This is a genomic window from Mycobacterium sp. (genome assembly GCF_002863225.1).
GTDB lineage: Bacteria > Actinomycetota > Actinomycetes > Mycobacteriales > Mycobacteriaceae > Mycobacterium.
This window is the reverse complement of the sequence record NZ_PKEK01000039.1, coordinates 1-25779: the sequence shown is the minus strand read 5'-3', so window position 1 is coordinate 25779 and position 25779 is coordinate 1. Positions and strand designations below refer to the sequence as shown.

The 25779-nt window shown below is 63.7% G+C and carries 20 protein-coding genes and 5 pseudogenes; 9 read left to right on the top strand and 16 right to left on the bottom strand.

Features of this window, described 5'->3' with window-relative positions:
• Window positions 1-9: 9 nt before the first annotated feature.
• Genes CYU59_RS09165 through CYU59_RS09155 form a run of 3 tightly spaced genes read right to left on the bottom strand, consistent with a single transcriptional unit; the run spans window position 10 to window position 2482 of the window.
• On the bottom strand, window positions 10-816 hold the full coding sequence (locus tag CYU59_RS09165) for a carboxymuconolactone decarboxylase family protein (protein WP_292988427.1): 807 nt from the start codon (window positions 814-816) through the stop codon (window positions 10-12).
• 9 nt (window positions 817-825) lie between these two features.
• Window positions 826-1644, bottom strand: a complete 819-nt coding sequence (locus CYU59_RS09160; protein WP_292988425.1) for a mycofactocin-coupled SDR family oxidoreductase — start codon at window positions 1642-1644, stop codon at window positions 826-828.
• Window positions 1645-1651: 7 nt separating this feature from the next.
• Window positions 1652-2482: a mycofactocin-coupled SDR family oxidoreductase gene (locus CYU59_RS09155; protein ID WP_292988423.1), complete on the bottom strand. Its 831-nt coding sequence runs from the start codon at window positions 2480-2482 to the stop codon at window positions 1652-1654.
• 107 nt (window positions 2483-2589) lie between these two features.
• Between CYU59_RS09155 and CYU59_RS09150 the strand changes: the two genes are divergently transcribed.
• The gene (locus CYU59_RS09150; protein ID WP_292989021.1) at window positions 2590-3174 is read left to right on the top strand and encodes a TetR family transcriptional regulator; all 585 of its coding nucleotides are present in this window, start codon (window positions 2590-2592) and stop codon (window positions 3172-3174) included.
• 218 nt (window positions 3175-3392) lie between these two features.
• Here CYU59_RS09150 and CYU59_RS09145 read toward each other — a convergent pair whose 3' ends face one another.
• A complete protein-coding gene (locus CYU59_RS09145) occupies window positions 3393-3992 on the bottom strand; it encodes a TetR/AcrR family transcriptional regulator (protein ID WP_292988421.1) in 600 nt (199 codons plus the stop codon).
• A 248-nt stretch (window positions 3993-4240) separates the two neighbouring features.
• Between CYU59_RS09145 and CYU59_RS09140 the strand changes: the two genes are divergently transcribed.
• Together CYU59_RS09140 and CYU59_RS09135 are read left to right on the top strand one after the other, a co-directional pair.
• Window positions 4241-5521: a cytochrome P450 gene (locus CYU59_RS09140; RefSeq protein ID WP_292988419.1), complete on the top strand. Its 1281-nt coding sequence runs from the start codon at window positions 4241-4243 to the stop codon at window positions 5519-5521.
• A gap of 378 nt (window positions 5522-5899) precedes the next feature.
• Complete coding sequence (locus CYU59_RS09135) at window positions 5900-8836, top strand: MMPL family transporter (protein WP_292988417.1); 2937 nt, start codon at window positions 5900-5902, stop codon at window positions 8834-8836.
• An 865-nt stretch (window positions 8837-9701) separates the two neighbouring features.
• On the opposite strand, the gene CYU59_RS09130 is transcribed toward CYU59_RS09135, so the two are convergent.
• From CYU59_RS09130 to CYU59_RS09120, 3 genes and pseudogenes are all read right to left on the bottom strand, one after another.
• Window positions 9702-12602: a PGRS repeat-containing protein gene (locus tag CYU59_RS09130; RefSeq protein WP_292988415.1), complete on the bottom strand. Its 2901-nt coding sequence runs from the start codon at window positions 12600-12602 to the stop codon at window positions 9702-9704.
• A 457-nt stretch (window positions 12603-13059) separates the two neighbouring features.
• A pseudogene (locus CYU59_RS09125) lies at window positions 13060-13149 on the bottom strand (ATP-binding protein); the annotation flags it as partial.
• A gap of 647 nt (window positions 13150-13796) precedes the next feature.
• Entirely contained in the window at window positions 13797-14042 is a 246-nt protein-coding gene (locus CYU59_RS09120) for a hypothetical protein (RefSeq protein ID WP_292988413.1), read from the bottom strand.
• Between the two features lie 206 nt (window positions 14043-14248).
• Between CYU59_RS09120 and CYU59_RS09115 the strand changes: the two are divergent.
• A pseudogene (locus CYU59_RS09115) lies at window positions 14249-14853 on the top strand (hypothetical protein); the annotation flags it as partial.
• 326 nt (window positions 14854-15179) lie between these two features.
• Window positions 15180-15902 (top strand): PAS and ANTAR domain-containing protein, encoded by a 723-nt coding sequence (locus tag CYU59_RS09110; protein WP_292988411.1) that lies wholly within the window; start codon window positions 15180-15182, stop codon window positions 15900-15902.
• Between the two features lie 861 nt (window positions 15903-16763).
• On the opposite strand, the pseudogene CYU59_RS09105 reads toward CYU59_RS09110, so the two are convergent.
• The 3 genes and pseudogenes from CYU59_RS09105 to CYU59_RS09095 form a co-directional block, all read right to left on the bottom strand.
• Window positions 16764-16964, bottom strand: a pseudogene (locus CYU59_RS09105) (CocE/NonD family hydrolase C-terminal non-catalytic domain-containing protein); the annotation flags it as partial.
• Between the two features lie 55 nt (window positions 16965-17019).
• Window positions 17020-17256, bottom strand: coding sequence for a hypothetical protein (locus CYU59_RS09100; protein WP_292988409.1), 237 nt, complete (start codon window positions 17254-17256; stop codon window positions 17020-17022).
• Window positions 17244-17420, bottom strand: coding sequence for a hypothetical protein (locus tag CYU59_RS09095; protein WP_292988407.1), 177 nt, complete (start codon window positions 17418-17420; stop codon window positions 17244-17246). The genes CYU59_RS09100 and CYU59_RS09095 overlap by 13 nt, the downstream gene beginning before the upstream one ends.
• Here CYU59_RS09095 and CYU59_RS09090 point away from each other — a divergent pair.
• Window positions 17389-17688: pseudogene (locus CYU59_RS09090) on the top strand (MerR family transcriptional regulator); the annotation flags it as partial. The gene CYU59_RS09095 and the pseudogene CYU59_RS09090 overlap by 32 nt on opposite strands.
• A gap of 149 nt (window positions 17689-17837) precedes the next feature.
• A complete protein-coding gene (locus CYU59_RS09085; RefSeq protein ID WP_292989082.1) occupies window positions 17838-18041 on the top strand; it encodes a hypothetical protein in 204 nt (67 codons plus the stop codon).
• Between the two features lie 256 nt (window positions 18042-18297).
• Here CYU59_RS09085 and CYU59_RS09080 read toward each other — a convergent pair whose 3' ends face one another.
• The 3 genes from CYU59_RS09080 to CYU59_RS09070 are packed head-to-tail and all read right to left on the bottom strand — an operon-like array spanning window position 18298 to window position 21682.
• Window positions 18298-20031, bottom strand: a complete 1734-nt coding sequence (locus CYU59_RS09080) for a PQQ-binding-like beta-propeller repeat protein (protein ID WP_292988405.1) — start codon at window positions 20029-20031, stop codon at window positions 18298-18300.
• A 46-nt stretch (window positions 20032-20077) separates the two neighbouring features.
• Window positions 20078-20866 carry a hypothetical protein gene (locus CYU59_RS09075; protein WP_292988403.1) on the bottom strand — a complete coding sequence of 263 codons (789 nt, stop codon included), beginning with the start codon at window positions 20864-20866 and terminating at the stop codon, window positions 20078-20080.
• 36 nt (window positions 20867-20902) lie between these two features.
• Window positions 20903-21682, bottom strand: coding sequence for a hypothetical protein (locus tag CYU59_RS09070; RefSeq protein WP_292988401.1), 780 nt, complete (start codon window positions 21680-21682; stop codon window positions 20903-20905).
• A 566-nt stretch (window positions 21683-22248) separates the two neighbouring features.
• Here CYU59_RS09070 and CYU59_RS09065 point away from each other — a divergent pair.
• Window positions 22249-22377, top strand: coding sequence for a hypothetical protein (locus CYU59_RS09065; RefSeq protein WP_292988399.1), 129 nt, complete (start codon window positions 22249-22251; stop codon window positions 22375-22377).
• 133 nt (window positions 22378-22510) lie between these two features.
• On the opposite strand, the pseudogene CYU59_RS09060 reads toward CYU59_RS09065, so the two are convergent.
• Window positions 22511-22927 (bottom strand): annotated as a pseudogene (locus CYU59_RS09060) (PPOX class F420-dependent oxidoreductase).
• Between the two features lie 470 nt (window positions 22928-23397).
• On the opposite strand from CYU59_RS09060, the gene CYU59_RS09055 reads away from it, so the two are divergent.
• Complete coding sequence (locus CYU59_RS09055; RefSeq protein ID WP_292988397.1) at window positions 23398-23637, top strand: MMPL family transporter; 240 nt, start codon at window positions 23398-23400, stop codon at window positions 23635-23637.
• A gap of 690 nt (window positions 23638-24327) precedes the next feature.
• Here the strand turns inward: CYU59_RS09055 and CYU59_RS09050 are convergent.
• Window positions 24328-24645 (bottom strand): hypothetical protein, encoded by a 318-nt coding sequence (locus CYU59_RS09050; protein ID WP_292988395.1) that lies wholly within the window; start codon window positions 24643-24645, stop codon window positions 24328-24330.
• Between the two features lie 36 nt (window positions 24646-24681).
• A complete protein-coding gene (locus tag CYU59_RS09045) occupies window positions 24682-25044 on the bottom strand; it encodes an STAS domain-containing protein (RefSeq protein WP_292988393.1) in 363 nt (120 codons plus the stop codon).
• Between the last annotated feature and the right edge of the window lie 735 nt (window positions 25045-25779).

The following is a 25779-nucleotide window of genomic DNA, read 5'->3' as shown; positions in this document are numbered from 1 at the left end:
GTGGGGTGCTTAACCGGCGACGGTGGAGTCGGTGCGGGCCTCGGCGGTCACGCGCTGCTTTTGCTCGGCGATCACGGTGTTGAGGTAGTCGGCCTTGGCGCATCCGTAGTAGGCGGCGAACTGCAGTGCCACTTCGTCCATCTCCTCAAAAGACAGATCACCGCTTTTGAGCGCCGCGTAGACGTGGGACAGGATCGGGATTTCGGTGTCCTGGAATGCGACACAGGCCACCGTGATCAGGCGGCGCTCCTTGGTGCCCAGCCCGGGACGCAGCCACATCTCCCCGAACACGAAGTTCAAGATTCCCCCACCGGTGTAGGGGTTGTCGCGGGGCGGTGTGTAGGGCACGCAATTGATGTCACGAAACGATTCCTCGCCGCCGAGCAGGCGCTGTTCGGGGTCGCTGTCCGATGCCAGGGGCAGCAACGGCTCGGGCTCATCAGCGGGTAGGCCGCGCTCGGCGGTGATGGTCGCCCATTGAGCGTCGACCACCATGTTGAACAGGGAGGCTTTCGGCCAGCCCGCATAGACCGCGAAATGCAGGACTGTTTCCCGCATTTCGGTGATGGTGATATCACCGCTGTTGAGTGCGGCGTAGACGTGCTGCTCCAGGGGTGCGACGGCGTCGGCGGCCGCGACACAGGCCAGGGTGACAAAGCGGCGATCCCGACGGCTCAGCGCCGGCCGCGTCCACACCTCGGCGAAGACGAAGTCGAGCAATCCAGAGCTGAACGGGCTGGCGTCATCAGGCGCCGCGGTGGTCATCACCTCACTGAATGTGCGTGTTCCCCGTGCGTGTCGCTCGTTGACGCTCATCGCTGGCCCCTATCGGATCGTGACACCGGCGTCGACTTTCATTTCCAGACCCGTGACATAGCGGGCTTCATCAGAGATCAGGTACAGCACGGCGTTGCTGACATCACCTGCCTCGATCAGCGGCGCGGGCAGCGCGTTGAGGAAGATCGGGATCAGGTCGGCGCGTTCGGCGATCAGCTGGTGCATCGCCGGCGGGGCCATGCCGGTGGCGACCCCGGTGGGATGCACGGAGTTGACCCGAATGTTCTGCCCGGCAACCTCATTGGCCAGCGCCCGTGTCATCCCGACGATGCCGTGTTTCGAGGCGGTGTAGGGCAGGTGGAGCGGGGTTCCCTTGATCCCGGCTGAGGAGCTGATGTTGACCAGACTGCCTCCGCCGTTGCGGATCAGGTGCGGCAACGCCGCCGCGCAGGTGTTCCACGCTCCGATCAAGTTGATGTCAAGGACCAGGCGCCATTGGGCGGCGGTGGTGGTGTCCCATGTCCCGACGGTGAGGACCCCGGCGTTGGCGACTGCCCCGTCCAGACCGCCGAGCTCGGTGACCGCGTCGTTGACCGCCCACGCCATCGACTCCTCGTCGCGGACATCAACGACCTGTGTAATCGCGCGCCTGCCGTGTTCGCCGACGAGGTCAGCGGTCTCCTGCAGGTCGTCTTCGGTAGCCAGTGGGTAGTCCAAACCCTCAGGTGTGGAACAGATGTCGATCAGGATCAGGTCGGCGCCCTCTTCAGCGAGGCGGACCGCGTGACTGCGGCCCATGCCGCGGGCGGCGCCGGTGACCAGGACCCGTTTGCCCGCGACCCGGCCCGGCGGTGTGCTGTGTGTCATCGAGGCGTCAGACCTTGTTGCAGAACCCGGCATCGACCGGGAACGTCACACCGGTGACGTACTTGGCGTCATCGGAAACCAGGTAGGCGATGGCCGCGCTGATGTCTTCGGGCTCGAGCTGGGCCACCGGCATCGGGTTCTGCATGTGCGGGCCCGCGCCGGGGTTCTTCTCCAGAAAGTCGACCATGTCGGGGTTGTTGGCCATCATCGTGTTGACCGCTGTCGGGTGAACTGTGTTGACCCGAATACTCATCGGCGCAAGCACATTGGCCAGCGCCCGCATCAAACCCACGATCCCGGTTTTCGATGCCGCATAGCCCAGGCCACCGCCCTGCAGCCCGCCGAAGCCCTTGATCCCCGCTGTCGAGCTGGTGAACACGATGGACCCGCCACGGTTGCCTGCCAACAGATGCGGGATGGTCGCCCACGCCGTGTGATAAGCCCCGTCGAGGTTGACCGCGGTCACCGCCCGCCACTGCGCCAGCTCTTCTTCGATGCTCAACTGCCGGAACGCCAGCGGTGCGATCCCGGCGTTGGACAACACGATGTCCAGGCGCCCGAACTGCTGCACCCCCGCGTCCACGGCGGCCTGGACCTCGTCGAAGGCCCGCACATCGGCGACGGTGGCGATGATTTTGCCACCGGCCCGCTCCACCAACTCGACCGTCTCCTCGAGCTCGGCGCGCGATGCCATCGGGTAGCCGTTGGCGGCGATGTCTGCGCAGATGTCGATGCCGATGATGTTGGCGCCTTCACGCGCCAGGCGCAGCGCATGGCTGCGGCCCTGACCGCGTGCAACTCCGGTGATGAAGGCGACTTTGCCGTCCACTGAACCCACGTTGCAACTCCCATCCCTACCTTCGGATCCCGGCGTATTCGCGCCGAGTAACCCGGTTACTCTGACGGCACAGTAACATGGTTACCGTGCGTGCGACAGAGGTTGAACTGCAACAGGCGGCCAACGGCGGGCCACCCGCCGTGCCACGCGATCCGATCCTGGAAATCGTGGTCGACATCCTCGACACCGAGGGATATGAGGCCGTGCAGCTGCGCGAGGTCGCCCGGCGTGCGCGAGTGTCCATGGCGACGATCTACAAGCGCTACGCAACCCGTGATGAGCTGATCGTCGCCGCCCTGCTGTGGTGGATGGACGCCAATCGCTACGCGGGGCTAACCGCTCTGGCCGATGAACTACCGGGTGATTCGCTCTACGCCGACCTGATGCACGTGCAGCGCGCCCTCTTCGAACCCTGGGAACGACACCCCAATATGCTGCGGTCCTACTTTCAAGCCCGATCGGGACCCGGCGGCCAGGGCCTCATCCAGCACGGCGTCGACGCCGTGGTCCCGGTCATCAAAAGCATTCTCTCATCGGCCGATCCGGGCTTCGCGCAAGACCTCGAACTGATCCTGACCGGTGTGATCTTCGGATTTCTCAGCCAATTCACCCACGGTGACATCGAGGTCACCGACATCCTGCCCGGCATCGAACGAGCCGTCTACCGGCTCACCAACCCGCCGTCCAACTAGTTTTGGTTGTCGCGCAACATGTTTCACACGTGGATCGGTGCGGCGCTACTTGAGCGTGGTTCCCGCGTCCACCGTCATCGTGAGGCCGGTTAGTTGATCGTACGATCAGGACTTGGCACGAGTCACCGCGCCTGTCGATAGGTGATCCGGGAAGGGGCGCTTTCATCGACGCGCTTGCTTACCGCCGGGCCCGAAGCGGGCCCGGGCTCCGCGGACGCTTATCTGCTGACGGTCGAGCCCGGCGCTGCAAGCATGACGAGATGGCGCTCGATGAGGTCTTGAAGCTCGCGGTGCCCCTGGGTGACCCCGATCGCGGATTCGTTGCCCAGACTGCGGGCGATCTGAGCGATGAGCATGGCGATGGCGACCGGCGGATAGGCCTCCAGATCGACACCGCTGGCCCGCATGACCATCGTTGTCGCGGCCGTCTCTATATCGCGCACCCGTTCGGCGTACGCCTTGAGTTCGGCCCCAATCACCTTGCGGTGATTGGCCAATGCCATGAATTCAGTGTTGAGCACAGTTCCGCGGACGTCATTGTTGATCTGCCAGAGCACACGGATGGGGTCGTCGGCGATCAGCGCCGCGCGCATCTGCTCGAGCGCGGCTTCCGCGCCCGCTTTGAGTACCTCGAGAAACAGATCGTCGGTCGTCGGAAAGTAGTAGTAGACCAGCGCTTGTTTGACTCCGACCCTGGCCGCGACATGGCGCGACGTGGCCGCCGCGTAGCCCTCTTCGTACATGATCTGGGCGGTCGCCTCGATCAGCCGGCGTCGTGTCCCACCGTCATCGGCTCGGGCCTTCCGCGCCGCCGTCACCGACCGGACCAGCCCGGCGTGCTTGACCCGTTTCTACGGTGAGTGGTAAGCATGCAGCACTGTATCATTTGATCGATCGATCAGTTTCGAAGGAGAGTCGTGGTCGGCGAACAGACAGTGTGTGCAGACCCGCAACGTAGGCGGTGGGGACTTGCACATTGCCCCGATCGTGCATCCGGCGTTGGCGGCCGCCCCAGTTTCCGGCTGGGTCGACATGTCACCGTGCACCGTTTTGAGAGGTCGATCCCGTGACCGAATTGGCTGATATCGACTACTTCACGAACAGCGACATCGCCCAGAACCCCTATGCGTACTGGGAACAGCTGCGCAGCAGCCACGGCCCTGTCGCGCGTGAGCCGCACTACGGTGTCGTGGCCGTCACCGGGTACGACGAGGTCCACGCGGCATTCAAGGATGTCGATTCGTTCTCCGCGGTGAACGCGATCGGCGGCCCCTTCCCGCCGTTGCCGTTCACGCCACAGGGCGACGACATCAGCGACCTGATCGAGGCGCATCGGCACGAGTTCCCCATTTTCGAGCATATGGTCGTGATGGACCCGCCGCAGCACACCATGGCGCGGGCTCTTCTCGGTCAGCTCTTGACGCCACGCCGGCTCAAGGAGAACGAGGAGTACATCTGGAGGTTGACCGACGAGCAGTTCGACGAGTTCATCGACAACGGTCGGTGCGAATTTCTCAGTGAGTTCGCCAAACCCTATGCGACGCTTGCTATTGCGGACCTGCTCGGCGTGCCCGACGAGGACCGCCCGAAGCTGCGCCGCAACCTCGGGGCGGGCGGCCGCGACTACCATGTGGGCGCCCTGGACTCGACACCGGTGGGCAGCAACCCGCTGCGCTATCTCGACGATCTGTTCAGCGGCTACATCGCCGATCGCCGCGACAACCCGCGCGATGACGTACTCACCGGACTGGCGTCTGCGACCTACCCCGATGGCTCGACACCCCCGTTGCTCGAAGTCGTCCGTCCTGCGACGTTTTTGTTCGGCGCTGGACAGGAGACCGTGGTCAAGCTACTCAGCTCCGCGGTCCGGGCGCTCGGCGATCAACCCGAACTCCAAGACCGGCTGCGCGCCGACCGGTCCCTGATCGGCGCGTTCATCGAGGAATCCCTGCGGTTCGAAAGCCCCACCAAAGTCGACTTCCGGCTCGCCCGGAAATCCACGACACTTGGCGGTGTTCCCATCAAGGCCGGCACCGTGCTGATGCTGTGCCTGGGTGCCGCGAACCGCGATCCCCGCAAGTTCGACCGCCCCAACGAATTTCACCTCGACCGCAAGAACGTGCGCGAACACATCGCGTTCGGCCGCGGTATCCACACCTGCGCGGGCGCACCACTGGCGCGCGTGGAAGGACGCGTCACCATCAACCGCCTGCTCGACCGGGCAACCGAGTTCCACATCAGCGAGACTCAGCACGGACCCCCCGATCAACGCCGCTACAGCTACGAGCCGACGTTCCTGCTCCGCGGGCTCACCGCGCTGCACATCGAATTCACCCGCGCTGCTTGACAGGCAGATGATGACCGACGCGACCACCGCAAAGGGCGGACCGACGTGCGCGAATTGGATGTGGGCGGCCAAACGGCCGCACTGGACAGCGCTGTCTCAGCTCTGTTCGCTTTCGATCGAGACTCCGCGGCGACATGCTTGACGCAATAGATTAGGCTGGCTAACGTCAATTTAGACCAGCTAAAGGCTAGGCCCGGCGCTGAGCAGCTTCGGCTTGGCGCACCGTACGCCCGTGTCGAGCAGTGACCGGATTGAGCCGGGCTTTTGCTGGTTCGTCGTCGATCACCGCCGATCGATTGGTGACCGAACTACGTGTCTGAGCTATTCGATCCCTGACGAAACGGTGAACAGAGTGCTGCGTTGCCTGGCTGAATGCGCATGAGGGGGACAGTCGAGGCTGAGCCGCCACCCCCGGTCGATCAACCGCTGATCCCGCCGTTCCTGCCGCGGATGATCCACCGGCTCGCGCTGCCCATCGTCTTGGTGTGGCTAGGCGTCGTCTTCGTCACCAACACGATCTCGCCGCAGCTGGAGGTCGTCTCCAAGAGCCACTCGGTGTCGCAGAGTCCGCATGACGCGGTCTCGTTCCAGTCGCAGATGCAGGTGGGAAAAGCGTTCGACGAGTTCGACACCGACAACTCGGCGATGGTTCTCCTGGAAGGCGACAAGCCGCTCGGGGCTGACGCGCACAAGTACTACGACGAGATCGTCCGGCGCCTGGAGAAAGACACCAAGCACGTTCAGCACATCCAGGATTTCTGGAGCGACTCCTTGACCGCCGCGGGCTCACAGAGCCACGACCAAAAGGCCGCCTACGTTCAGGTCTACCTCGCCGGCAACATGGGCAGCGGTCTGGCCTCGGAATCCAGCGAGGCCGTCCGCAAGATCGTGGACTCGGTGCCCGCGCCACCGGGCATCAAGGCCTATGTCACGGGTGCGGGCCCGCTGCTCGCGGACCAGACAGAGGCCGGTGAAAAAGGGATCGCGAAGGTCACCGTGATCACGATCCTGGTCATCCTGGTGATGCTGCTGTTCGTCTACCGATCGGTCAGCACCGTATTGATCATGCTGGCCATGGTGTTCATCGAATTAGCCGCGGCCCGCGGTGTCGTTGCGACCCTGGGCAACTACAACATCATGGGTCTGTCGACTTTCGCCGACAACATGTTGGTGCTGCTGGCGATCGCCGCCGGAACCGACTACGCGATCTTCATCGTCGGCCGCTACCACGAGGCCCGGACTACGGGCGAGACCCGCGAAGAAGCGTTCTACATCATGTTCCACAGCACGGCGCACGTCGTGTTGGGATCGGGTCTGACCATTGCCGGTGCGATGTACTGCCTGAGTTTCTGCCGCCTGCCGTATTTCGAGTCGCTGGGCGTGCCCTGCGCGGTCGGCATGCTGGTCGCGGTATTCGCGGCGCTGACGTTGGGCCCGGCGGTGCTGACGGTGGCCAGCTTCTTCAAGCTGCTGGACCCCAAGCGCAAGCCGCAGACCCGGGGCTGGCGTCGCATCGGGACCGCGATAGTGCGTTGGCCCGCACCGATTTTGGCGGCCACGATCGCGGTCGCGCTCGTCGGTCTGCTCGCGCTGCCCGGCTACGAGACCGACTATGACACCCGGCACTTTCTGCCGCCGGACACCCCGGCCAACATCGGCTACGCTGCCGCCGACCGGCACCTCGACCAGGCCCGCCTGAACCCCGAGTTGTTGATGATCACAACGGATCACGACCTTCGTAACCCCGCCGACTTCCTGGTGCTGGACAAGGTGGCTAAAGCCGTCTTCCACATCCCGGGTATCGGCCGGGTGCAGACCATCACCAGGCCGCTGGGTACACCGCTGGATCACAGCACCTTGGGTTTCCAGATGGGCTCGCAGGCCGCGGGTCGGATTCAGACCCAGCATTACCAGGAGGAGCAGGCGAACAACCTACTCAAGCAGGTGGCGCAGACGCGCATCGCTATCGCCAATCTGCAGCAGCAGATGGCGGTGCAACAAGAAACCGCCAGCGTCACGCACGAGACTGCCGCGCTCACCAGGGAAACCGCCAAGATCATTGAGTCGTTGCGTGACGACATCAGTAACCTCGACGACTTCTTCCGGCCGATCCGCAGCTTCTTCTACTGGGAGAAGCACTGCTACGACATCCCAGTCTGCTGGTCGCTGCGGTCGATCTTCAACGCGCTCGACGGCATCGACCAGGCGGCCGAAGTAACCGGCGATCTCAGCGCGGCCTCGGACAAGTTGGATCAGCTGATGCCGAAGATGGTGGCCCTGATCCCGCCCCAAATCGCAAGCCAGCAGCGCAACCTCGACACGACCATGTCGAACTACTCGATCACAAATGGTCTCAACGAGCAGGCAAAAGCGCAGTCCGACAACGCCACCGCCCAGGGCGACGCGTTCGACAAGGCCAAGAACGACGACACGTTCTATCTGCCGCCGGAAGCGTTCAAGAGCCCGGACTTTGCCCGCGGTCTCAAGCAATTCATCTCCCCCGACGGCCACTCCGTTCGATTGATCGTCTCTCACGAGGGTGACCCGGCCACCCCGGAGGGCATCGCCCACATCGACCCGATCAAGAAGGCCGTCCACGAAGCCATTAAGGGCACCCCGTGGGAGGGCGCCAAGGTCTACCTCAGCGGCACCGCCGCGACGTACAAGGACATGCACGACGGCTCCAACATCGACCTGATGATCGCCGGGATTGCCGCAGCCACACTCATTTTCGTGATCATGCTGATCATCACCCGAAGTGTCGTAGCGGCTGTGGTCATCGTCGGCACCGTGTTGCTGTCGCTGGGCGCATCGTTCGGGCTGTCAGTGCTGCTGTGGCAGTACATCCTCGGGCTCAAGCTGCACTGGATGGTGCTGCCGATGGCGGTCATCCTGCTGTTGGCGGTCGGCTCGGACTACAACCTGTTGCTGATATCGCGGTTCAAAGAAGAGATCCGCGCCGGGCTGAAGACCGGAACCATCCGCGCCGTGGCCGGATCGGGCTCGGTAGTGACCAACGCCGGACTGGTCTTCGCCGCCACCATGGCCACGTTCGCATTCAGCCCACTGAAGGTGATGGCCCAAGTGGGTACGACCATCGCGCTGGGTCTGCTGTTCGACACCCTGACCGTGCGGTCGTTCATGACGCCGTCACTGGCGACCCTGCTGGGCCGCTGGTTCTGGTGGCCGCAGCACGTGCGCCCGCGCCCGGCCAGCACAATGCTGCGGCCCTACGGATCGCGGCCCGCTGTGCGTGAGCTGATCCACCGCGACGTCGAGTCAGATACGGATGCGGGAGTCGTGGAAAAGGTCTAGCTAGATGCGTCACGCGGCATGCCGGGCTGTCTGCAACGCCTCACTGCGACATGCGGCAGAGGCGTTTCCCAGGGTGCCAGCCATCACGTTGCTGACCACGGCGAAATGCGTTGTGGTGGCGCTCTCCTCCTCCTACCTACTGTAGGTTCTCTTTTTCCGTGTCCACTGGCGATGCCCTGAACTGCAGCGATGGACGCTGTCGCACTGCGTGTCCACAACGCTTTGTCTCACGTTCGTGTCCACTTTTCAGACGTCGTGATGCCGGTGGCGCAGCAGCGTTGATCACTCATCTCGATCGCTGCTAGGCCGCACCGACGTTTCATCACAGTGGCGCTGTTGCTGTTCACCAAGATGAAGGATCCGACGCGTCACCAATAGCACGACAGATCGCCGCGATGCTCGGGGCGGGATGTCGGCCAGGCCGAAGCTCTGTTCCAGCGATGTCAGTGGATTGACGTCCTGGTCCACCCCCCACTGCTACCGGTTGGGCCCACCGACGACTCGGGAGGATCATGATGCACGCCGACACAGCAGTTGCGGCGACGGTGAGCCGTTGCCCCGCAGTAACTGTCGGACTTCTCGAAGGCGACTATCGGCAGTGACACCAGCGTCGAGTAGATCGGCAATGACACGAAAACGCTGGTCGCGTAAAGCCATCAGATGTAGTGCCTCGACCCGTATCGGTCTCACGCCCACTGCCAAATGCGGTCCGTGTCGGGAGGTTAGAGGGACAAAAGCCGCCACAGATCAGAAGTACGCATTTGGTGAGCGAGCCAAGCCGACTGGGTCAGCGCAGCCGCGATGACGTCGCCGCACGAGGCCGGCGTCGCGGTCGACGTTGCTGGGCTTGAATGCCGCCCTCACGCTAGCCGGGCTGACCGGTTTGACCGGTGGCGCCGTCGGCGAGCGGGCCGGTTCCGCCGGTGCCGCCGGGGCCGCCGGGGCCGGCGGCACCGCCGATCACCCCGGGAGGGGAACCGTTTCCGCCGTTTCCGCCGTCACCGCCGTATCCACCGGTGGTGAGAGTGCTGCTGTGTGGCGTTCCGGCGTTGCCGCCTGCGCCGCCGGTGCCGCCTGCGCCGCCGTTTCCGAAGGTGAAGCTCTGTCCGCCGTCGCCACCGTAACCACCGTTTCCGCCGTTGTTGCCGTCGGTGACGTCGCTGCTGGTCACAGTTCCAGCCATCCCGCCGGCGCCGCCGGCACCACCCGGACCGCCGTTTCCGAAGTTGACATCACCACCGGCACCGCCGTCGCCGCCGGCACCGCCGACGTTGCCGGTCATCAGTGTGCTGTCGTTGACGGCCCCAGCTGATCCGCCGACACCGCCAGCGCCGCCGGCTCCGCCTTGGTAGCCCTCGATGCCATCGCCGCCATCACCGCCGGCACCGCCGGCACCGCCGGCATTGCCCGTGCCAACGATACTGTCGGCGATGCTTCCACTAGAGCCCCCGGACCCGCCGCCGCCGCCGGCACCGCTAACGCCGAAGACATACGCGCTGCCGCCATTGCCCCCGGCACCGCCGTCACCGCCGTTACTGCCGGTGGTCAGGGTGCTGTCGGACACTGCACCGCTGTCACCGCCGGCCCCGCCGGCACCGCCAGCACCGCCAGCGCCGGCGATCGCCCCGCCCTCGCGGCCGGCTCCGCCGGCTCCACCGGCTCCACCGTGATTGCCTACAGAGACGGTGCTCGATTGGCTCACGGCCCCGGCGTCGCCGCCATTGCCCCCGGCGCCCCCGGCACCACCGTCGCCGAAATACCCGGCCGCCCTTCCATCGCCGCCTGCTCCACCGGTTCCGCCGTTGTCGCCGATGCCGACCGTGCTGGCGACGACGTTGCCCGCGCTGCCGCCGTCGCCGCCCGCCCCGCCTACTGCGCCGCCACTGGCGGAAATCCCGACGTTACCGCCCGCTCCGCCCGCTCCTCCGTTATCGCCTGCGCCGATGAAGCTGTTGATCACCGTCCCGCTGGTGCCGCCGGCACCGCCGTCACCGCCATCACCTGCAGGGCCGTTGGCGTTGTTGCCACCCTCGCCGCCGGCACCGCCGTCACCGCCGTTACTGCCGGTGGTCAGGGTGCTGTCGGACACTGCACCGCTGTCACCGCCGGCCCCGCCGTTACCTCCGGTGGCCGCGGCACCGATATATGTTGCTGCCCCGCCGACCCCGCCGCGACCGCCGTTACCGCCTTCGTCACCAGCAGCCACGGTGCTGCCGGTGACCGCACCGCCGACACCGCCTGCCCCGCCGTCGCCTGCGCTGCCGCCGTCACCGGCGAAGCCGCCGATCGCCCCGTTGCCACCGGTCCCGCCGTCGCCCCCGACGTCGCCGATGTAAAGGATGCGTGAGCCGTCGGTGACGGCCCCGGCGGCCCCACCGGCGCCGCCCTGTCCGCCGCTGCCGCCGTCGCCGATCGCCCCGCCCGAACCGCCGGCACCGCCGTCACCCCCGGCCCCGCCGGTGTCGCCCGAGCCGACAACACTGTTGATGACCGCGCCTGCGGCGCCGCCGGCGCCACCGTTACCCCCGTCGCCGCCGGCGCCGATCAACGCGGTAAGGCTGCCGGCGCCTCCGGCCCCGCCCGCGCCACCGCGGTCGCCTGAGTAGAGGGTGCTGTCGGTGACCGCGCCGGCGTCACCACCGCGACCGCCGAGGCCGCCGCTGCCGCCAGTGCCGATGCCGTTGCCCACGCCTCCATCGCCCCCCTGGCCGCCGTCTCCCCCGATGTTTCCGAAGTAAAGGGTGCTGCCGCCGCTAACGGCACCACCGTTACCACCAGCGCCACCGTCCCCGCCGTCACCGGCATCACCGAAGAGTCCAGCAGCCGTGCCGCCGGCGCCCCCCGCTCCGCCTTCCCCACCAATGTCACCCGAGTTGATGGTGCCACCGCTAACCGCACCACCGTCACCACCAGCACCGCCATTGCCCCCGCGGCCGCCATCGCCGGCCACCACGCCACCGGCCCCGCCCGCGCCACCGGCACCTCCCGCTGCGCCATTACCGCCGGCAAGTGTCGCGTTGGCGCCGTCGCCGCCGGCACCTCCTGCTCCGCCATTACCGAATAATCCGGCGGCACCGCCGTCGCCGCCGGTGCCGCCATTAATCCCGATGCCGCCATCGCCGCCGTTACCGAAAAGTCCCGCATCCCCGCCTGCACCCCCCTGACCCAGCGCGTCGGTTGCGCCGCTACCGCCGTCGCCGAACAACACTCCACCGTCACCACCGGTCGCCTCGGCAAGAGTGCCACCATCGATGCCGTCGGCGCCGTTCCCGATCAGGTACATCCCAAAAGCTTGATTAATCCAGTTGTTGATAGATTCGCCCAGCGGGCTGTTGATCCAGTTCTGCTGACTGGTGTGAATGGCCTGCAAGAAGAGCGCGTCGGACCATGCGACAAAATCCGACGATGCTGCGACGCCCTCCGTCGCGTTGCCAGCCCCGGCTCCGGCATCCCAAGCGGCACCCACGCTGGCTACCAGGTCGCTGGCCGTATCAATATCGGCGACCGAATCCGTTGGCAGCGCAAACCATTGGTCGAACGCGCTACCGCCAAGGCCACCGAGATCCACGCTCTCAGCGAAGTCGAGACTTGCCAAAATGTCCGCACCTGGCACGGCGTTATCGAAGGCGGCGTTGACGATCGGGTCGACGATGACATCTAGGCCGTCAGCATGAACCGCGGGAATGCAGGCGAGCGGACCAATGGCGAAAGAAAGAGCAGCGCCCGCACAGCTACCCCAGCCGATCACACGACGCCAGCGCTTCACGGTCCGATTCGACGGGCTCGTGCGGTTCCGACAGTTGCGCTGACCAGCCATCTTTGAACCTCCCCATCGAGGCTATCCATCTCCGATTTCGTCAAGCTAGCCCGTGAGTGTTTACGGCGGGGCGAAATGAACCTCAAAGTCTGCTAAGTTCTCCGTCGCCGGCGTCGGGAGCGAGGCCAGTGCATCGGTCAGAGCGCTTACCAACGGATTACTGATCCGTGAATCTCGAAGGCGCCCGATGTTGCCTGATAACGGTTGCCCGACAAACGGATTGAAAGGATGAAGCACTTATCCGGAGCCGTACGAATCAGGTCCTTCCGAGTCATTGACGGCGAATAAACAACAGGAGCCCCGGCCTTCAGCCGGTGCGCCGGCGCCGCGCAGGCTTGGCCAGCGCCGCTTTGGGCCGCCGAACTACCCGCGCTCCTGCAATGACCGCGACGCACCAGCTTCCTCGAGCGGGATGTACGAGGCCGTCGATCATCGCCGCGGCGACGACGTTATCGGAGAGCGTCTCACCCCAACGCCCGAACGGCAGGCTGCTGGTCATCGCTTGCCGCGGTGGTTGCAGGGCAATCTCTTAGCGCACAACAACTCGCCGCCGCTCTGCTCGACGCCGCTGCTCGCTGCTCACACGCCTCCTGTGGGTTCCCAAATCCGCTGTCCACTCGCATCGGTCTGAACTGCACCGATACAATTTGTCTCACTTCGAACATTCGTGTCCACTTTTTGCGGACCTCACTCGCCCCCGCGTCACGTCACTCTTGGCTGGGAACGGGGCGCCGCATAGTGGCCTAGCAATTCGTCACCGCAACACGTTGGGGCGAAGCGGCGTCGTAGATCACTGATACCTACCGATATACGAAGTGAACGCCTAGGTCTAGTTAAACTTGTTGTGCTGCTTCGTGTTTCATTGTCTTTTGAAATGCCGTACTGAGGGATGCTGTTGCACAAACAAATGATTCGATGCGAGCACTTGTGACGGCGAACGTCATGAGGAAGAGAAGCGCGTCGCTACCGATCACGACTACCCGCGGCGGCGAGACGGACGTCATCGCCGAGCAGCCAGCTAGAACGGCGCTCGCTTACGCTGCGACGTAACGCCTTCAGCACGCTCAAGCCTACCCGACGGTTCTGAATGACCGAATATCTGCGCGGCAATGTTGCTTCATGGGCGCCGTCGAAGCCGTTGTCTCACAAGAGAAGTGTGGCTTGTAGCTCGCCGACGATGAAACCGAGGATCGCTCCGACTGCGAACACTGTTTTTTCGTCGTCGCGAAACACGGGACGCATGAGTTCTCCGTATTCCTCGGCGCTCAGCAACTTCATCCGTTCGGCGGCGAGGTTGTCGAGGTCGAGCGCCTTAGTGGCGTATTCCTCGACATGGTGCGCCTGTTCGGGCATCTTCTCGATCACCGTCTGGGCGATCCGGTGCTTCATTTGCTGATATTTGCGGCCGCCGATCGCGAGCGCAACCAGCGGCCGCGCGATCCCCGACTGGTGTCGATTGTGGCCTTGATCTCGTCCTGGATCATTTCGTACAGCTTGTCCGACATTGGCCCGTTGAGGAGGCTCTCTATTACCGCCTTGGGTGTGAGTAGTTCTTTGGCAAGCAGCGTCGCGGAGTCGCGGCAGACCTCGTCGCGAATGTGGTTGCCGCGGCCCGGCGCGCCGGTGTCCAGCGCATTGTGTACCTATCGGGTTTGCACCCCGACGGCCACCTATCCCCACATCTGGCCTCACGCCGCGCTGTCGGCGAAATCCTCATTGGCTCCGGTATTCAGACCGTGGTGCTGCAGGCCGGCATCGTCATCGGGGCGGTATAGGCCTGCTTCGAGATGATCCTCCACCTCTGCGATCAACTACCGGTGATGACGGCACCGAGGTGGGTGCGCAACAAGATCCAACCCATCGCGATCAACGACGTGCTGCACTACCTCACCGAAGCCGCCGACGCCAGGGTTCCGGCATCGCGCACCTGGGATGTAGACGGACCGGATGTGCTGGAGTACGGCCAGGCCATGCAGACCTACGCCCAGATCGCCGGCCTGCGCAAACGAGCCATCATTGCCCTGCCACTGTTGACTCCGTCGATCGCCGGTTGGTGAGTCGGCCTGATCACCCCCGCCCCCTCGAAAACTGGCCCGCCCGTTGATCGAATCACTGGAATTCGATGCCATCATGGGCGATCACAACGTCCACGATCATCGCCCAACCCGCGGGAGGCTTGACCGGTTACGGCGACTCCGTCGTCGAAGCTCTTGGGGCAAACTTCAGCGGCGGTCGCCGTCTTGCACAGTGGAATTCGACACCGCGATAACTTCTGCGCGAGTGGCCCTGGCGTGACATCGAAGAGCATCGCGCTGCACTCAAGCCTGATTGTTATTTCTTGCCGTCAGTCTGAGAAGAAAATGCGGGGAACATTGCGACATTGTGAATGATGTTCGATGCACCTTCGCTTTCCGGGGAATCTAGGCTATGGGCGGACACTACGTCCGCGGTTTGTCTGCCGACCTGGTCCGCCCGCACGCCGCGTCCTTATCCGGGTAGTACTCGACACAGCGGGAAGTCAGAACAATGGCTGACAGCAGACTCCAGTGTGATCAGACCACACGGCACCTACCGAACGTTGACGATCACCCCGCCACTGACGGCCAGGCGGTGCGCGCCATCGATAAGGCACTCCTGGGCGGTGAACCGCACAGAGTTGGCAGATTTCAATACCGATACGACAGCGGGGAGTGGACGTGGTCGGACACCGTCGCACGGATGCACGGCTATGAGCCCGGAGCAGTCGAACCCACCACCGAAATCGTCTTGAGTCACAAGCATCCCGAGGACCTGGCCCGCGTCAAAGGTCTCCTGCAGCAGTCGGCCGCTCCGTTCAGCAGTCGGCACAGAATCCGCACGACCACCGGGGAGACACGCAACGTGGTCGTAGTCGGTGACGCCGTCACCGACGCCGATGGCGCCATCGTGGCCACGCGCGGGTTTTACGTCGACATCACCGACAGCGTCTACGCCGAACTCCAGCAGTCGATCAGTGACGAGCTAGAGGTCATCGTGTCTCACCGCGAGGTGATTGACCAGGCCAAGGGCATGCTGATGGCCATCTACCAACTCAGCGCGGATGCTGCTTTCGCAATCCTGGTGTGGCGATCCCAAGAGCTCAACATCAAACTGTCCACCGTCGCCGACAGACTCGTCGCCGAATTACCCAGCCTCCTGAATGCCCGCCCGGTGCCGCGTGCTGCCATCGATCACTACCTGTTGAGCCTCATCCCACCAACAAAAGGATGACAGGGACCGGCCGCATCAACTAGCAAACCAGCGGACAGTCGCCGGAATTGCCTTGCGTGCGTTGCTTCGGACGGAAGTCCTCAATAATTGGGTGGAGTCTGTTCGACGATCTGCCTCACGGTTGCCTTAAATCCGCTCCAACCCCGGGGGCCGCGGACGCAATCTGGCGTATGCATGCGACTGGTAGGCGTATCGATCGTCACCTGGCAGCGTGGCAACAGCGGCCGCCACCGGACGGTAAAGGGGATGTCGCTGTAACGCCACTGCAGCGCAACAACTTCGACACTCAACGACGCCCCACATCAGTGCCATCGCGATCTCGCTGCAGTGAGCCATACCCAGCGGACGGCACCGAACCCGGACCCGACTCCTTCATACGTCAAGCTGCGCGGTCACCGAGTCGTTTAGGTCCAGACTTGGTCAGGGACGGATCATGGGCGCATCCCCGTCTGATCATGATTGGCTGCCCGTCGGCTTGCGCCTATCTGCGGCAGCGATCATCGGGGCGGGATCGAAGTAAAACGGGCGGATCGCGCAATGTTTTCCGCGAATTCTGTTCAACTCGAGGACTTGACCGGCGGCCTGTCGTGGTCGGCGAGGGTGAACTCGACGATTCGACGGCGTAGTCGTTTCCGACAGGAGTAATTCACGAAAAGTGTTCTTGCCTCGGTAGACCCCGGCGAACGGCATGTATGGCGGGATGGTGATGAAGCAGTCGTCGGTAAGTAATTCTCTTGCCCGCCGCGTGGTCGCCGGCGGCGTTGAGTGCGTAGTCGGTTTCCACCAGCGCGAGTCGCTTCTCGGGCGTCACGCCGGCACCTTCTCTCCTGAAAAAGTCATCGAGCCGTCACGAATTGGTAGCTACAGATACGACGCGCGGCACCCGCCCGGGCAAATGACGTGCGTGCCGGTGTTCTGCGGCTCGCACTCACGCAGGGCGGGCATCCACGGGCCGAACAAATTGTGCGCGCTCACAATCAGCCGAAGCTGCTCACCGGGATGGAACACCAGACCGATTGGCAACAAATCAATCTCGACATCCACCACCTCGTCGGGGGTGAGGTACTCGACCCGGTCGAAGCTGGCTCATCTGATCAGAGAGCACGTTGCCGTCCGATTACGCGACCAGTAGACCGAAACCGAGTGCTGCGAGGCCAGCGGCCATGACGATCGCTCCGGTGTAAACCAGCGCGATGAGCACGTTGGGTGACGTGCGGCCTTTGCCCATCGAGGAAAAGAAGAAACCCGCTGGCATTAGTAGCGCCGCCACCGGCAACCCGATCCGGGCTAACCAGCCCCACAGGCCGGCCAGGTGCGCGGCGTCGGCGTATGGCAGCGCCGTCAACGACAACACGAGCGGTACCGCAGCGTGGGCATGTCCTGCGCGAGCGATACCGAGTTGAAGGGTGTTGCCGGGGCCGCCCCCTGCACCAGTCTCACGAGATAGACGCCGCCTGTCTCGACCGTCATCAGCGAGAGCAACAGGATGCCGGCCAGAATCCTCGTAATGTCAGACATCGGACGCTCCTCGATTGGCTATTTCCACTCTCCAATATTGGATAGCTCAATAGCTGATATGTCGAGATGGGTCATGCGATTGGCCGAGCTTTCGACTCGTAGCGGCGTTCCCGCGACGACGATCAAGTACTACCTGCGGCTCGGCCTTCTACACGCCGGTGAGCGCCAGAGCAGCACCTGGTCGAACTACGACGAGTCCCACCTGCGTCGCATCGCTCTCATTCGTGCGCTGATCGACGTCGCAGACCTGCCGCTGGATGCGGTCCACCGAGTGCTTGAGGTGGTCGCCAACGAGACCGTCCCGCTGCATCAGGCTCTCGGAACCGCGCAATGGCTTCTATCCCCTACTGCCGCAGAAGAACCAGCTCCGCTTCGCGCGAGAGAGTCGATGCGCTCCTTAGCAGGCACCACTGGGAATTGGCGTCCGACAGCCCGCACCGCGGCGTGCTGGCCGCGGCCCTCGACCGTCTCGACCGGCTCGCTTTTCCGGCGCCAGACGCGCTGCTCGACCAATACGCTGACGCACTGTCCCGCTTCGCGCCCAGTGAGGTCGAACCCATCACGAACGGCACTGACCGCGCGACTGCGATCGAGCACCTCATCATCGGAACCCTGCTCTAAGAACCACTATTGACAAACATGCGCCGGATGGCACACGAATCGGAGTCAGCCCACCGCTAGGCTCGGGCACCCTCCTGGATCCTGGACAAGTCTTTGCGCCAAGCGATCCGCACCCATGTCACCGATCTCGACGGACATCCCCATACCCTCGCCTTCCTGGTCACCATCGATCAGGTGCGCTAAAGGTTTATGGAGTCAACATGCCACGTGAGATCGAGGAGTTATCAGCTCGTTTCGAGCTGAGCAGCGGGACGGGCTATGTTGTCGGTCCTGCGTATCCGTCCACAATCAGGTTCGAACCGTGGCGCTTGACCGTCAACAGCACGCCGGGAGCCGGAACGACTTGCGCGTATCGGTCGCCGCCAGCCTCGAGTGTTCGGCGCAGCGCACAGTTGTTCGGGTCGAACAGGCTCAGCGTTGATCCGTCCCGGGGCACGATCACTTCGCTGGGCAGCCACGACACGGTGTCCTCGAGGGCCCCGGAGGCTGGAATCCGGCATCGCTCGTCGAGATCCGGCTCGGTGCGCAAGGCGTAGGCCAGCTCGCGCTCCCGTGTCAGCAGTCGAGTGCCCGGTTCTCCCACGAATCGGGCCGGACGCCCACTCCATAAGGACGGTCCGGAGGGACGCCGCACGATCCGCCACAGGCCGTTGCGCTCAGACTCAAGGCGGACATCTTGTAACCCAACGTCTTTCGCGTCGGCCGCGAGCACCTTGAGGGGCAGCGTGCCGGCCCAAGTGGTGGTGAACCGCTCGACCTCCGTATCGACGGTAGTGCGACCGGTGCCGGGATCGATGGACGCTACCCGCAACGTCACCTCGCGGCCGGTGCGGCATTCCGTGGCATACACGATCGCGTCGGCGACTTTCGTCCCAGCGCCAGAACAGCTCTGACCGCCGGGCAGCGACACCGTCCACGCAGGCCGACCGGTGCGGGTGTCTATGCGCGTGACGCGCCCATCCCCGCCCATGCGCATCATGAAGTCTCCGTCGATGGGGTTGCGCACGTCCCCGCTCAGCAGAAACGCGCCGTCGAAGTCGGCGCTTTCCCAGAGCCGCTCGCCGGTCATCGTGTCGAAAGCAAGCACCTTGTCGGCGTAAAAGCCAGGCGGGTGGTCAGTGTCCCGGAAGCGAACCACGACGGTGTGTCCCTCGTCGTAAACTCGCATTTCCGCAGCGCGGATGTTGCGGCGATCTCGGCGCAGATAAGTCCACCGGCTGCGCCCGGCGGCGTCGTAGGCGCGCAGACCGCGCGACTCCAGCACCACGAATCCCGCTCCCGCGGCGGCGACCTGGCTCACCGTCACGCTCGCTGATCCGAGATCGTCCACGCTGAGCGAGAATCGGTGCTCGCCCACCTTGGCGGGTAACGCTGGCACCGGTACCGCGGAGGCGGTCGTGGATTCGACATTGCGCGAATCGTTTGAACGGGCCACGACGGTCACCGCGACGCACACTGCCAGCACAGCGGCGATCACAGCACCGAGGTAGTGCAATCTCACACGGCCGCGTTGGGCAGCCCTTCTTAGCAGTGCAGCCGTAGCCGCCACAGCGGCGAGGAGGGCCAGCAGCCAGGCGCCGTCAGCTCCGTAAACCCGAGGGTTCGGGAACGCGTGGTTTTCGACGGTGTCTAGCTGGTCTGTCAAGCCGCTCCGCCAGGCGACGATGACGAGCGCGATCGTCGAGGCGAGCGACAGTAGTCCACCGATGCCGGCGGCCGGTCGCCGCTCGGCAAGGGCGCGTTGCACCTCGTCCATGTCCTCGGTGGGCGGTTCGGTCCGGGACCGCAGCGCCAGGACGCAACCCAGCACCACCACGAAAGCCGCGGTCATTGTCGTGCACAGCAACGCCGTAGTGTCCGCCTGCAGATCAGAGGCCGCCGACGACGTGCTGCGCCCTAGCGCCCGCCCTGCCAACGCCGCGGCCGCCAACGACGACGACATCCCGAACGCGACCGCCGAACCAACCCACCTTTGACTTCGAGTCGTCATGGCGCAACACCGTAGCGTGTTCGACCCATCCGATCGAAGACACCGGTTAGGTCGAGGTACGTGCCCACTTTCGCAGCGCGCCAGACCCTGTCAGGTACACGTCGGCGAGTTTGCCGAATATGTCGGTGGGAGTGCCCGACCACAGATAGGGGTCGGGATGGTAGTCCCGGTCGTAAGCCCACTCGGCGTGATCGGGGTCGAGTCGACGCACGGTCTCGCCCAAATACCAGGCGGCTCCGTCGAGAAAATCGGCGCGGCTTTTGTCTTCCAAAAGATCTTCTGGTCCCGGTGCCTGCTGCCGGATCAACGCCTCCAGCATGTCTAGGCTGCCGACGCTGAAGTCCCATTTCGCGCTGTTCCCGAAACGGTCTGCCCAAGAGTCGAATTCGTCGTTGCGCGTGGCCAGCCACCGCGCTAATACTTCTCCATCCGATTTCTTGCGCCCGGACTTGCGTTTGGTTTGCTCGCGACGCTTTCGGGGGTTTTCGACGCGAGTGCGCATGGCCGCGATGACCCAGCTGTCATAACTGCGGCGGAGTCGGTCAGGTTTGCTCGCAGGGGGCGGGTCGCGCCAACTCATCGGCTTCACGACGCCGTTGATGTCTTGCACCAGATACACGGCCAGCGGAAAGCCATCGAGGGAGTGGTTGGTCGAAATCGACAACCCCGCCAGCTGATGCCCGGTGGCGGCGGAAACCTCAGCGGAAAACGACCAGTGTGACGCCTTGGCCCGGTGCAAAGTCTCACCGAAGTAGTAGACGACGCCGTCGACGAATTCCGCGTCGAGCTGGGCATTGAGCAGTTCGACGCCCGGTGGGCACTGGGTCAGGAGCACCTGACCGAGATGGTTCAGCGAGTCGGCGGAGAAGTCCTACACGCGCCCGGCGCCGTAACGGTCTACCCAGTCGGGAAAGCGCATCTGTGCATCGCTGCGCCACTGGTCGGCGAAAGGTGTTGCGGTGTCGATCGGATCCAGCCCGGGCGTCGGTTCCCGGCGCAGTGCCGGGGTTCTGTTGTGCTCCTGCTGCTCTCCTGCAGAGGTCAGCCAGGCGCGGTGGACCCGGCTGAAGGTCTGGCCGTCGCGGAGGACCTTTGCGTACTCGATCAGGTGGGACGGCGATGCACTGGTCCAGTCTCGCTTAACGATCGGCAGACCATTAGTGAGGTGATCGGGATGGATGTCCCATATCCATCGACCGCCGCCGGCGCGCAGTAGGCATTCGCCCAAATACGCCACCACGGCACTGCGTTGATCGAGGCCCTGCGCCGTTGCATCGTGCACCACAAAAGCTTCGACCGACTCCAGCGAAGCTGTCGAATAATCCATCGCCGTCTCCGGCAAATGGGCGCCCAGCGCCGCGACAAAACCCGCGATGCTGTACCGCCATCGATCGCGCTGCGAATACCAACGCTGCGTAGCCTCATCCCACAACCAACTGCCGGTCTCGTTGGCGTGGGTATCTGCCGGCCACGGTTTGGTCCACAACGGTGCCACGTAGTCGACGAAATAGGAGCGCAGCAGCACCGGATCCCCGTGATCTGCAACGCCGCCGAGATGCCCCTGTGGATCAGTTGCTGCCCAAGCTTGGGTCTTGGCCGTCGGTTCGACTACGTAGTGACCCGCTCCGAGCCCCACGTCCGGAGCGACCACCGATACTTTTTGGGGTCGCTACGGCGCACGATCTCACCGAGATACCAACTCGCCGGTTGCGTGAAAACGCCGTTATTCGGGTCGTCGATTGCCTGCCTGGTCGGAAATAACTGAAAAATTCTGTAGCACAACAGATCCAATGATTCGATCCCAAAGTCCCACCGCCCTGGATCACCGCCGCCGTACTGTGCCACCCATGCCGGGAATGCAGCTTCTTGTCGCTGGGCCCATGCTTGACCGTCGACGGCGGGATCAACGACTTGTTCGTCCATTGAATTCAGACCCCACTCCTGAGATTCAGCCCATTAGGGAACGCGCCCCGATGTACCCCCGAGTCTGGCCGAACAAGGATCTTGTCGGTAGTCAGTCGGCAGCAGCCTGCACGGACCTGTCTTTGCTACGCAAGCGGGATGCCTTGCGCACATCCGCCGCGCGTACCGTTGTGCGCCGGCCCGGGATGGGTTCCCTGGCACTTGTGTGGGGTACTAGGTATGCGTTGCTGCCCAGGCGGTTTTCGACGTCGAGCAGCCGCATCCGAGATGCCCAGTAGCGCCAGGAGGCCACGCATGACTTCGCCCGAACCACCAGATGGACTCGACAAATCCGAGGATGTGCTGGCTCCCGCGACCCCCGGAGCCGAAGCACTCGGGGACGCCGGCACGGAGGATGAGGACTCCGAAGACGCTGCCCAATGAATCTGCGTCCGACTCTGACAAGCTTGTGGGGAACCGTAGGGATCGGTTTCGACCTTAAGCGGGAATCAACGACGGTATTTGCGAAGAGTTTTCCCTTCATCGTCAATGCAGCAAGGCCTGATCGCCGCCCGACTCACGCCTGATCGTTGTTCTTATAGGCACCCCAGCCGTGTACGCGATCGATCGCAATGAGAGCGCTGACGCGTGCCCGGTCTCGGCGGGGGTAGGGCTGTCCCCGGTAGTGCTGGGACACCGCATCGATGTCGGCCATGCCGTCGTCGTCATAGATCTCGATAACTCGGCCGATGAGGGTGATGTGGGTGTACCAGTCGGCTCCGTCGAGCACAGTCAGTGATACTCGCGGATCTTTACGCATGTGTCCCAACCGCTTTCGGCCGGTGTCCATGTTCACCAGGATGCGGTCCTCTCGCAGCAGATACCACGTCGCGGCGGAAACTGGCTGTCCGTCACTGCGGATCGTGCTGATAACTGAGGGGTTGGGCTTGGCCAGCATCGCCCGTTCGGCGTCCGCAAGTTTTTACGATGACATCGTTGTGTTCTCCTTCTCGCCGGTTGCGATGGTGAGCAACGCCGTCGCTGCCGCGGCGTAATCCGAAGCACTGCCCACACTCTTCGAATTCTCGGCCAATGGCACCTCGCACGCACCGCTAATCCGGCGAGAGAGTCCGAATCAGCAAAGCGCAAGTGCGCCGATATGGACGGACAGCTACACGGTGGGGTTGACCGGGCCCCACTGTGTAGATGCTTCGTTGTCGGAAAAGCAAAGCCGAGATGTCGAACAAGTGGCAACTTCCGCACCCACGTCGGCCACCATTATCGCGACGTGGTTTTTACTGCCCGGCAACTCGCGTCGCCGGGTTGGCTGCGATCGCTGGCCGCCAGGCGGCCCCCGCGGGCGGCCCAAAACAGCTCCGAGTGCGCGGACGCGTCGACGCCCCGCGGATAGGAGAAGGGGTCAGTCCGCGCACTTCAATGCCGCCTTGCCCGACGACGCCATCGATGTTCATCACCGGCAGCCTGATCGCCGCGCTGGTGATCATCGGCACCGTCACTCTGTCGCTGGGCACCTCGTTCGGAATATCGGTCCTGATCTGGCAACACGTCCTCGGCGTCCCGCTGTACTATGTCGTGCTCGCGTTATCGGCCATCCTGTTGCTGGCCGTCGGCGCCGACTACAACCTCCTGCTGATCGCCCGGCTCAAAAAAGAGATCGGAGCCGGCCTCAAGACCGGCAACTAGCCTCCTCCTAATGTAGGTTCTCAAACTTTTTGTCCACTCGCGGCGCTCTAACCTGCTCCCCTGCGTGTTGTCTCACCTTGTGTCCATTTTTCTCGGCCTCGCTCCTGTCGCTCTGTCAGGTCGCTCGGCGTTGACCATTGACGGTAGGGCGTTGAATCCGCCGACTGATTCGTCACGGTGACGCTCTGGGCGGAGTGCAGCTTTATGTCACCGGGGCGTGTTGGTTGCGCTGTGGACAAGGGCGCCTTAATCCGACGGATGTTGTGCGCCATCGGCTTCCACTCGCGGGGTCACGTGCAGCGCGTCTAGCAAGATCTCGAAAACTGCCAGCGTTTGGGTGAACCGTTGTGCGATGTCGCAGGCGAAGTGGTGTGCGTACCTGATGGACTCCGACACCGTTGACCAAGCTGGCGCGCTCAAGGCGTCAAAGCGCTAGAGTGAAACGCGAGGACACTGCAGCCGCGCCGATCACGCAGCTTTGTGCTCACTTTCCATGTCTTCACGAGTTCCGCGAGGGGACGTGGCGCAGACGGGGCCGACCGGGCCCATTCTCGTCGAAGATGCTGCTTCACTTAGCCTTTTCCCGATGCGCCCTCCCCAATGCATTGCGCGATGTCGGCGCTGCGCGCCACTGCTACCCCCGCGTGAGGCTTCTCGCCCTGAGCATCGCCTCCAGGAAGTCTCCTACGGTTATCGCGTTGACTCGTCAGCGATCTCGCGGATGTGTTCAGCCACCTCGCGGTTGTTGTGCGCGAACCGGCGATAACGTCTGGCGCATTCCTGGAACTCCTGCCGGCGATCGGGTCGTTGCTCGGCGCTGTCGTCGTAGATCCTGGCTGCTTTGATCTGAGAATCTGCAGACCTATCGAGGTGATCGGCCGCGGGACGCTGTGCCGCCGTTGCTGTCTCCAACGCACCGGCAGCTTTCTGGGCCGCCTCGGCTGCTTCGAGTGCGGCTCGCGCCCTAGCCGCTTTGTCACCGGCGACATTGTCGTGACTACCGCTCATCCCATCTATCCTTTCACGTTTTAGTTACACAACTGATCAGCCAGCCAACGCCTCGTCGGTGCTGGCGTAAAGATCGATCAGACGATCGATGCTCAGTAGTCGCATCGGTCTGCTGGTGGCCGGGCCGTCGGCGGCGATGCGCAGTGTCGTACCCGTGGGTGCGACCAGCCTTTGCAGCTCGACCAATAGGTTGATGCCGGAGGTCGACATGAACTCCACCGCCTCCAAGTCGACGACGAGTAGCCGGGGCTGATCGGTCATGGCTATGTCGAGATGGGTGGCGAGCGACGGAGCGGTGACCCCATCGACAGCGCCGCTGACCGACAGCACGATCACGTCGTTGTCCTGTCGCCGTACTACGGCGAAGTCGCCGCCGGTCGGCGGGAGTGCATTGCGCATGTGAACACCGCTCCTTCTGGACTGCTGCGATCGGGCGGTGGTGGGCGGAGCACGCCTACCGGACGGCTACTCGGCGGCCTCAACGTCGGCAGCGCCTGTTTCTGGATTCGCTCGCTCACAACACCTCGGCCACCTTCATGAATCGACGATCCCGCAACTCCTAATTCCCCGGTCCCCGCCGGTCAAACACCGTGCACAGCTTTTAGCCCAATCAGGCGTGCCTGAGATACCAACGACCCCTTAACCGTCTTCGCGGCCTGGGGCGGCGCCATTAAAGCTTCGCTTACCGCGGACTCACGGTCTTGCAGTCCTACGTTCAACGCGCCCGCGCATCCACACAACCTTGAAGGTGTGGCGTCCGACCGACTCTCAACATTTAGGTTTGGGATCGCGCCAGCGCGGTATTCGAGGTTGCCGTCAACCGTCGGTAGGTCACGCGCCCGGGCCGCCAAGCATTCGTTCCTTGGCGCACTGCTAGGCGCCGTGCTGCTATTGGTGCTGTTCAAACTTGTTACATCCCGGACGCGCACTCTTTCGAAGGGTGTCTGACGAACGAGGGGCTTCGATGACTAACGCATCCAAAGCGCTTTACATACCGCTGTCGGCGGCCACTGTCAACGACGGCCGAAAATTGACCCCCTTTCGACGGTTGAAAATTGACCCCCTTGGTGTTCATTCTTCGGTGGCCGATCCCGGGACTCGCCCGAGATCGCGGTCTTTGATGCGGTAAGAGTC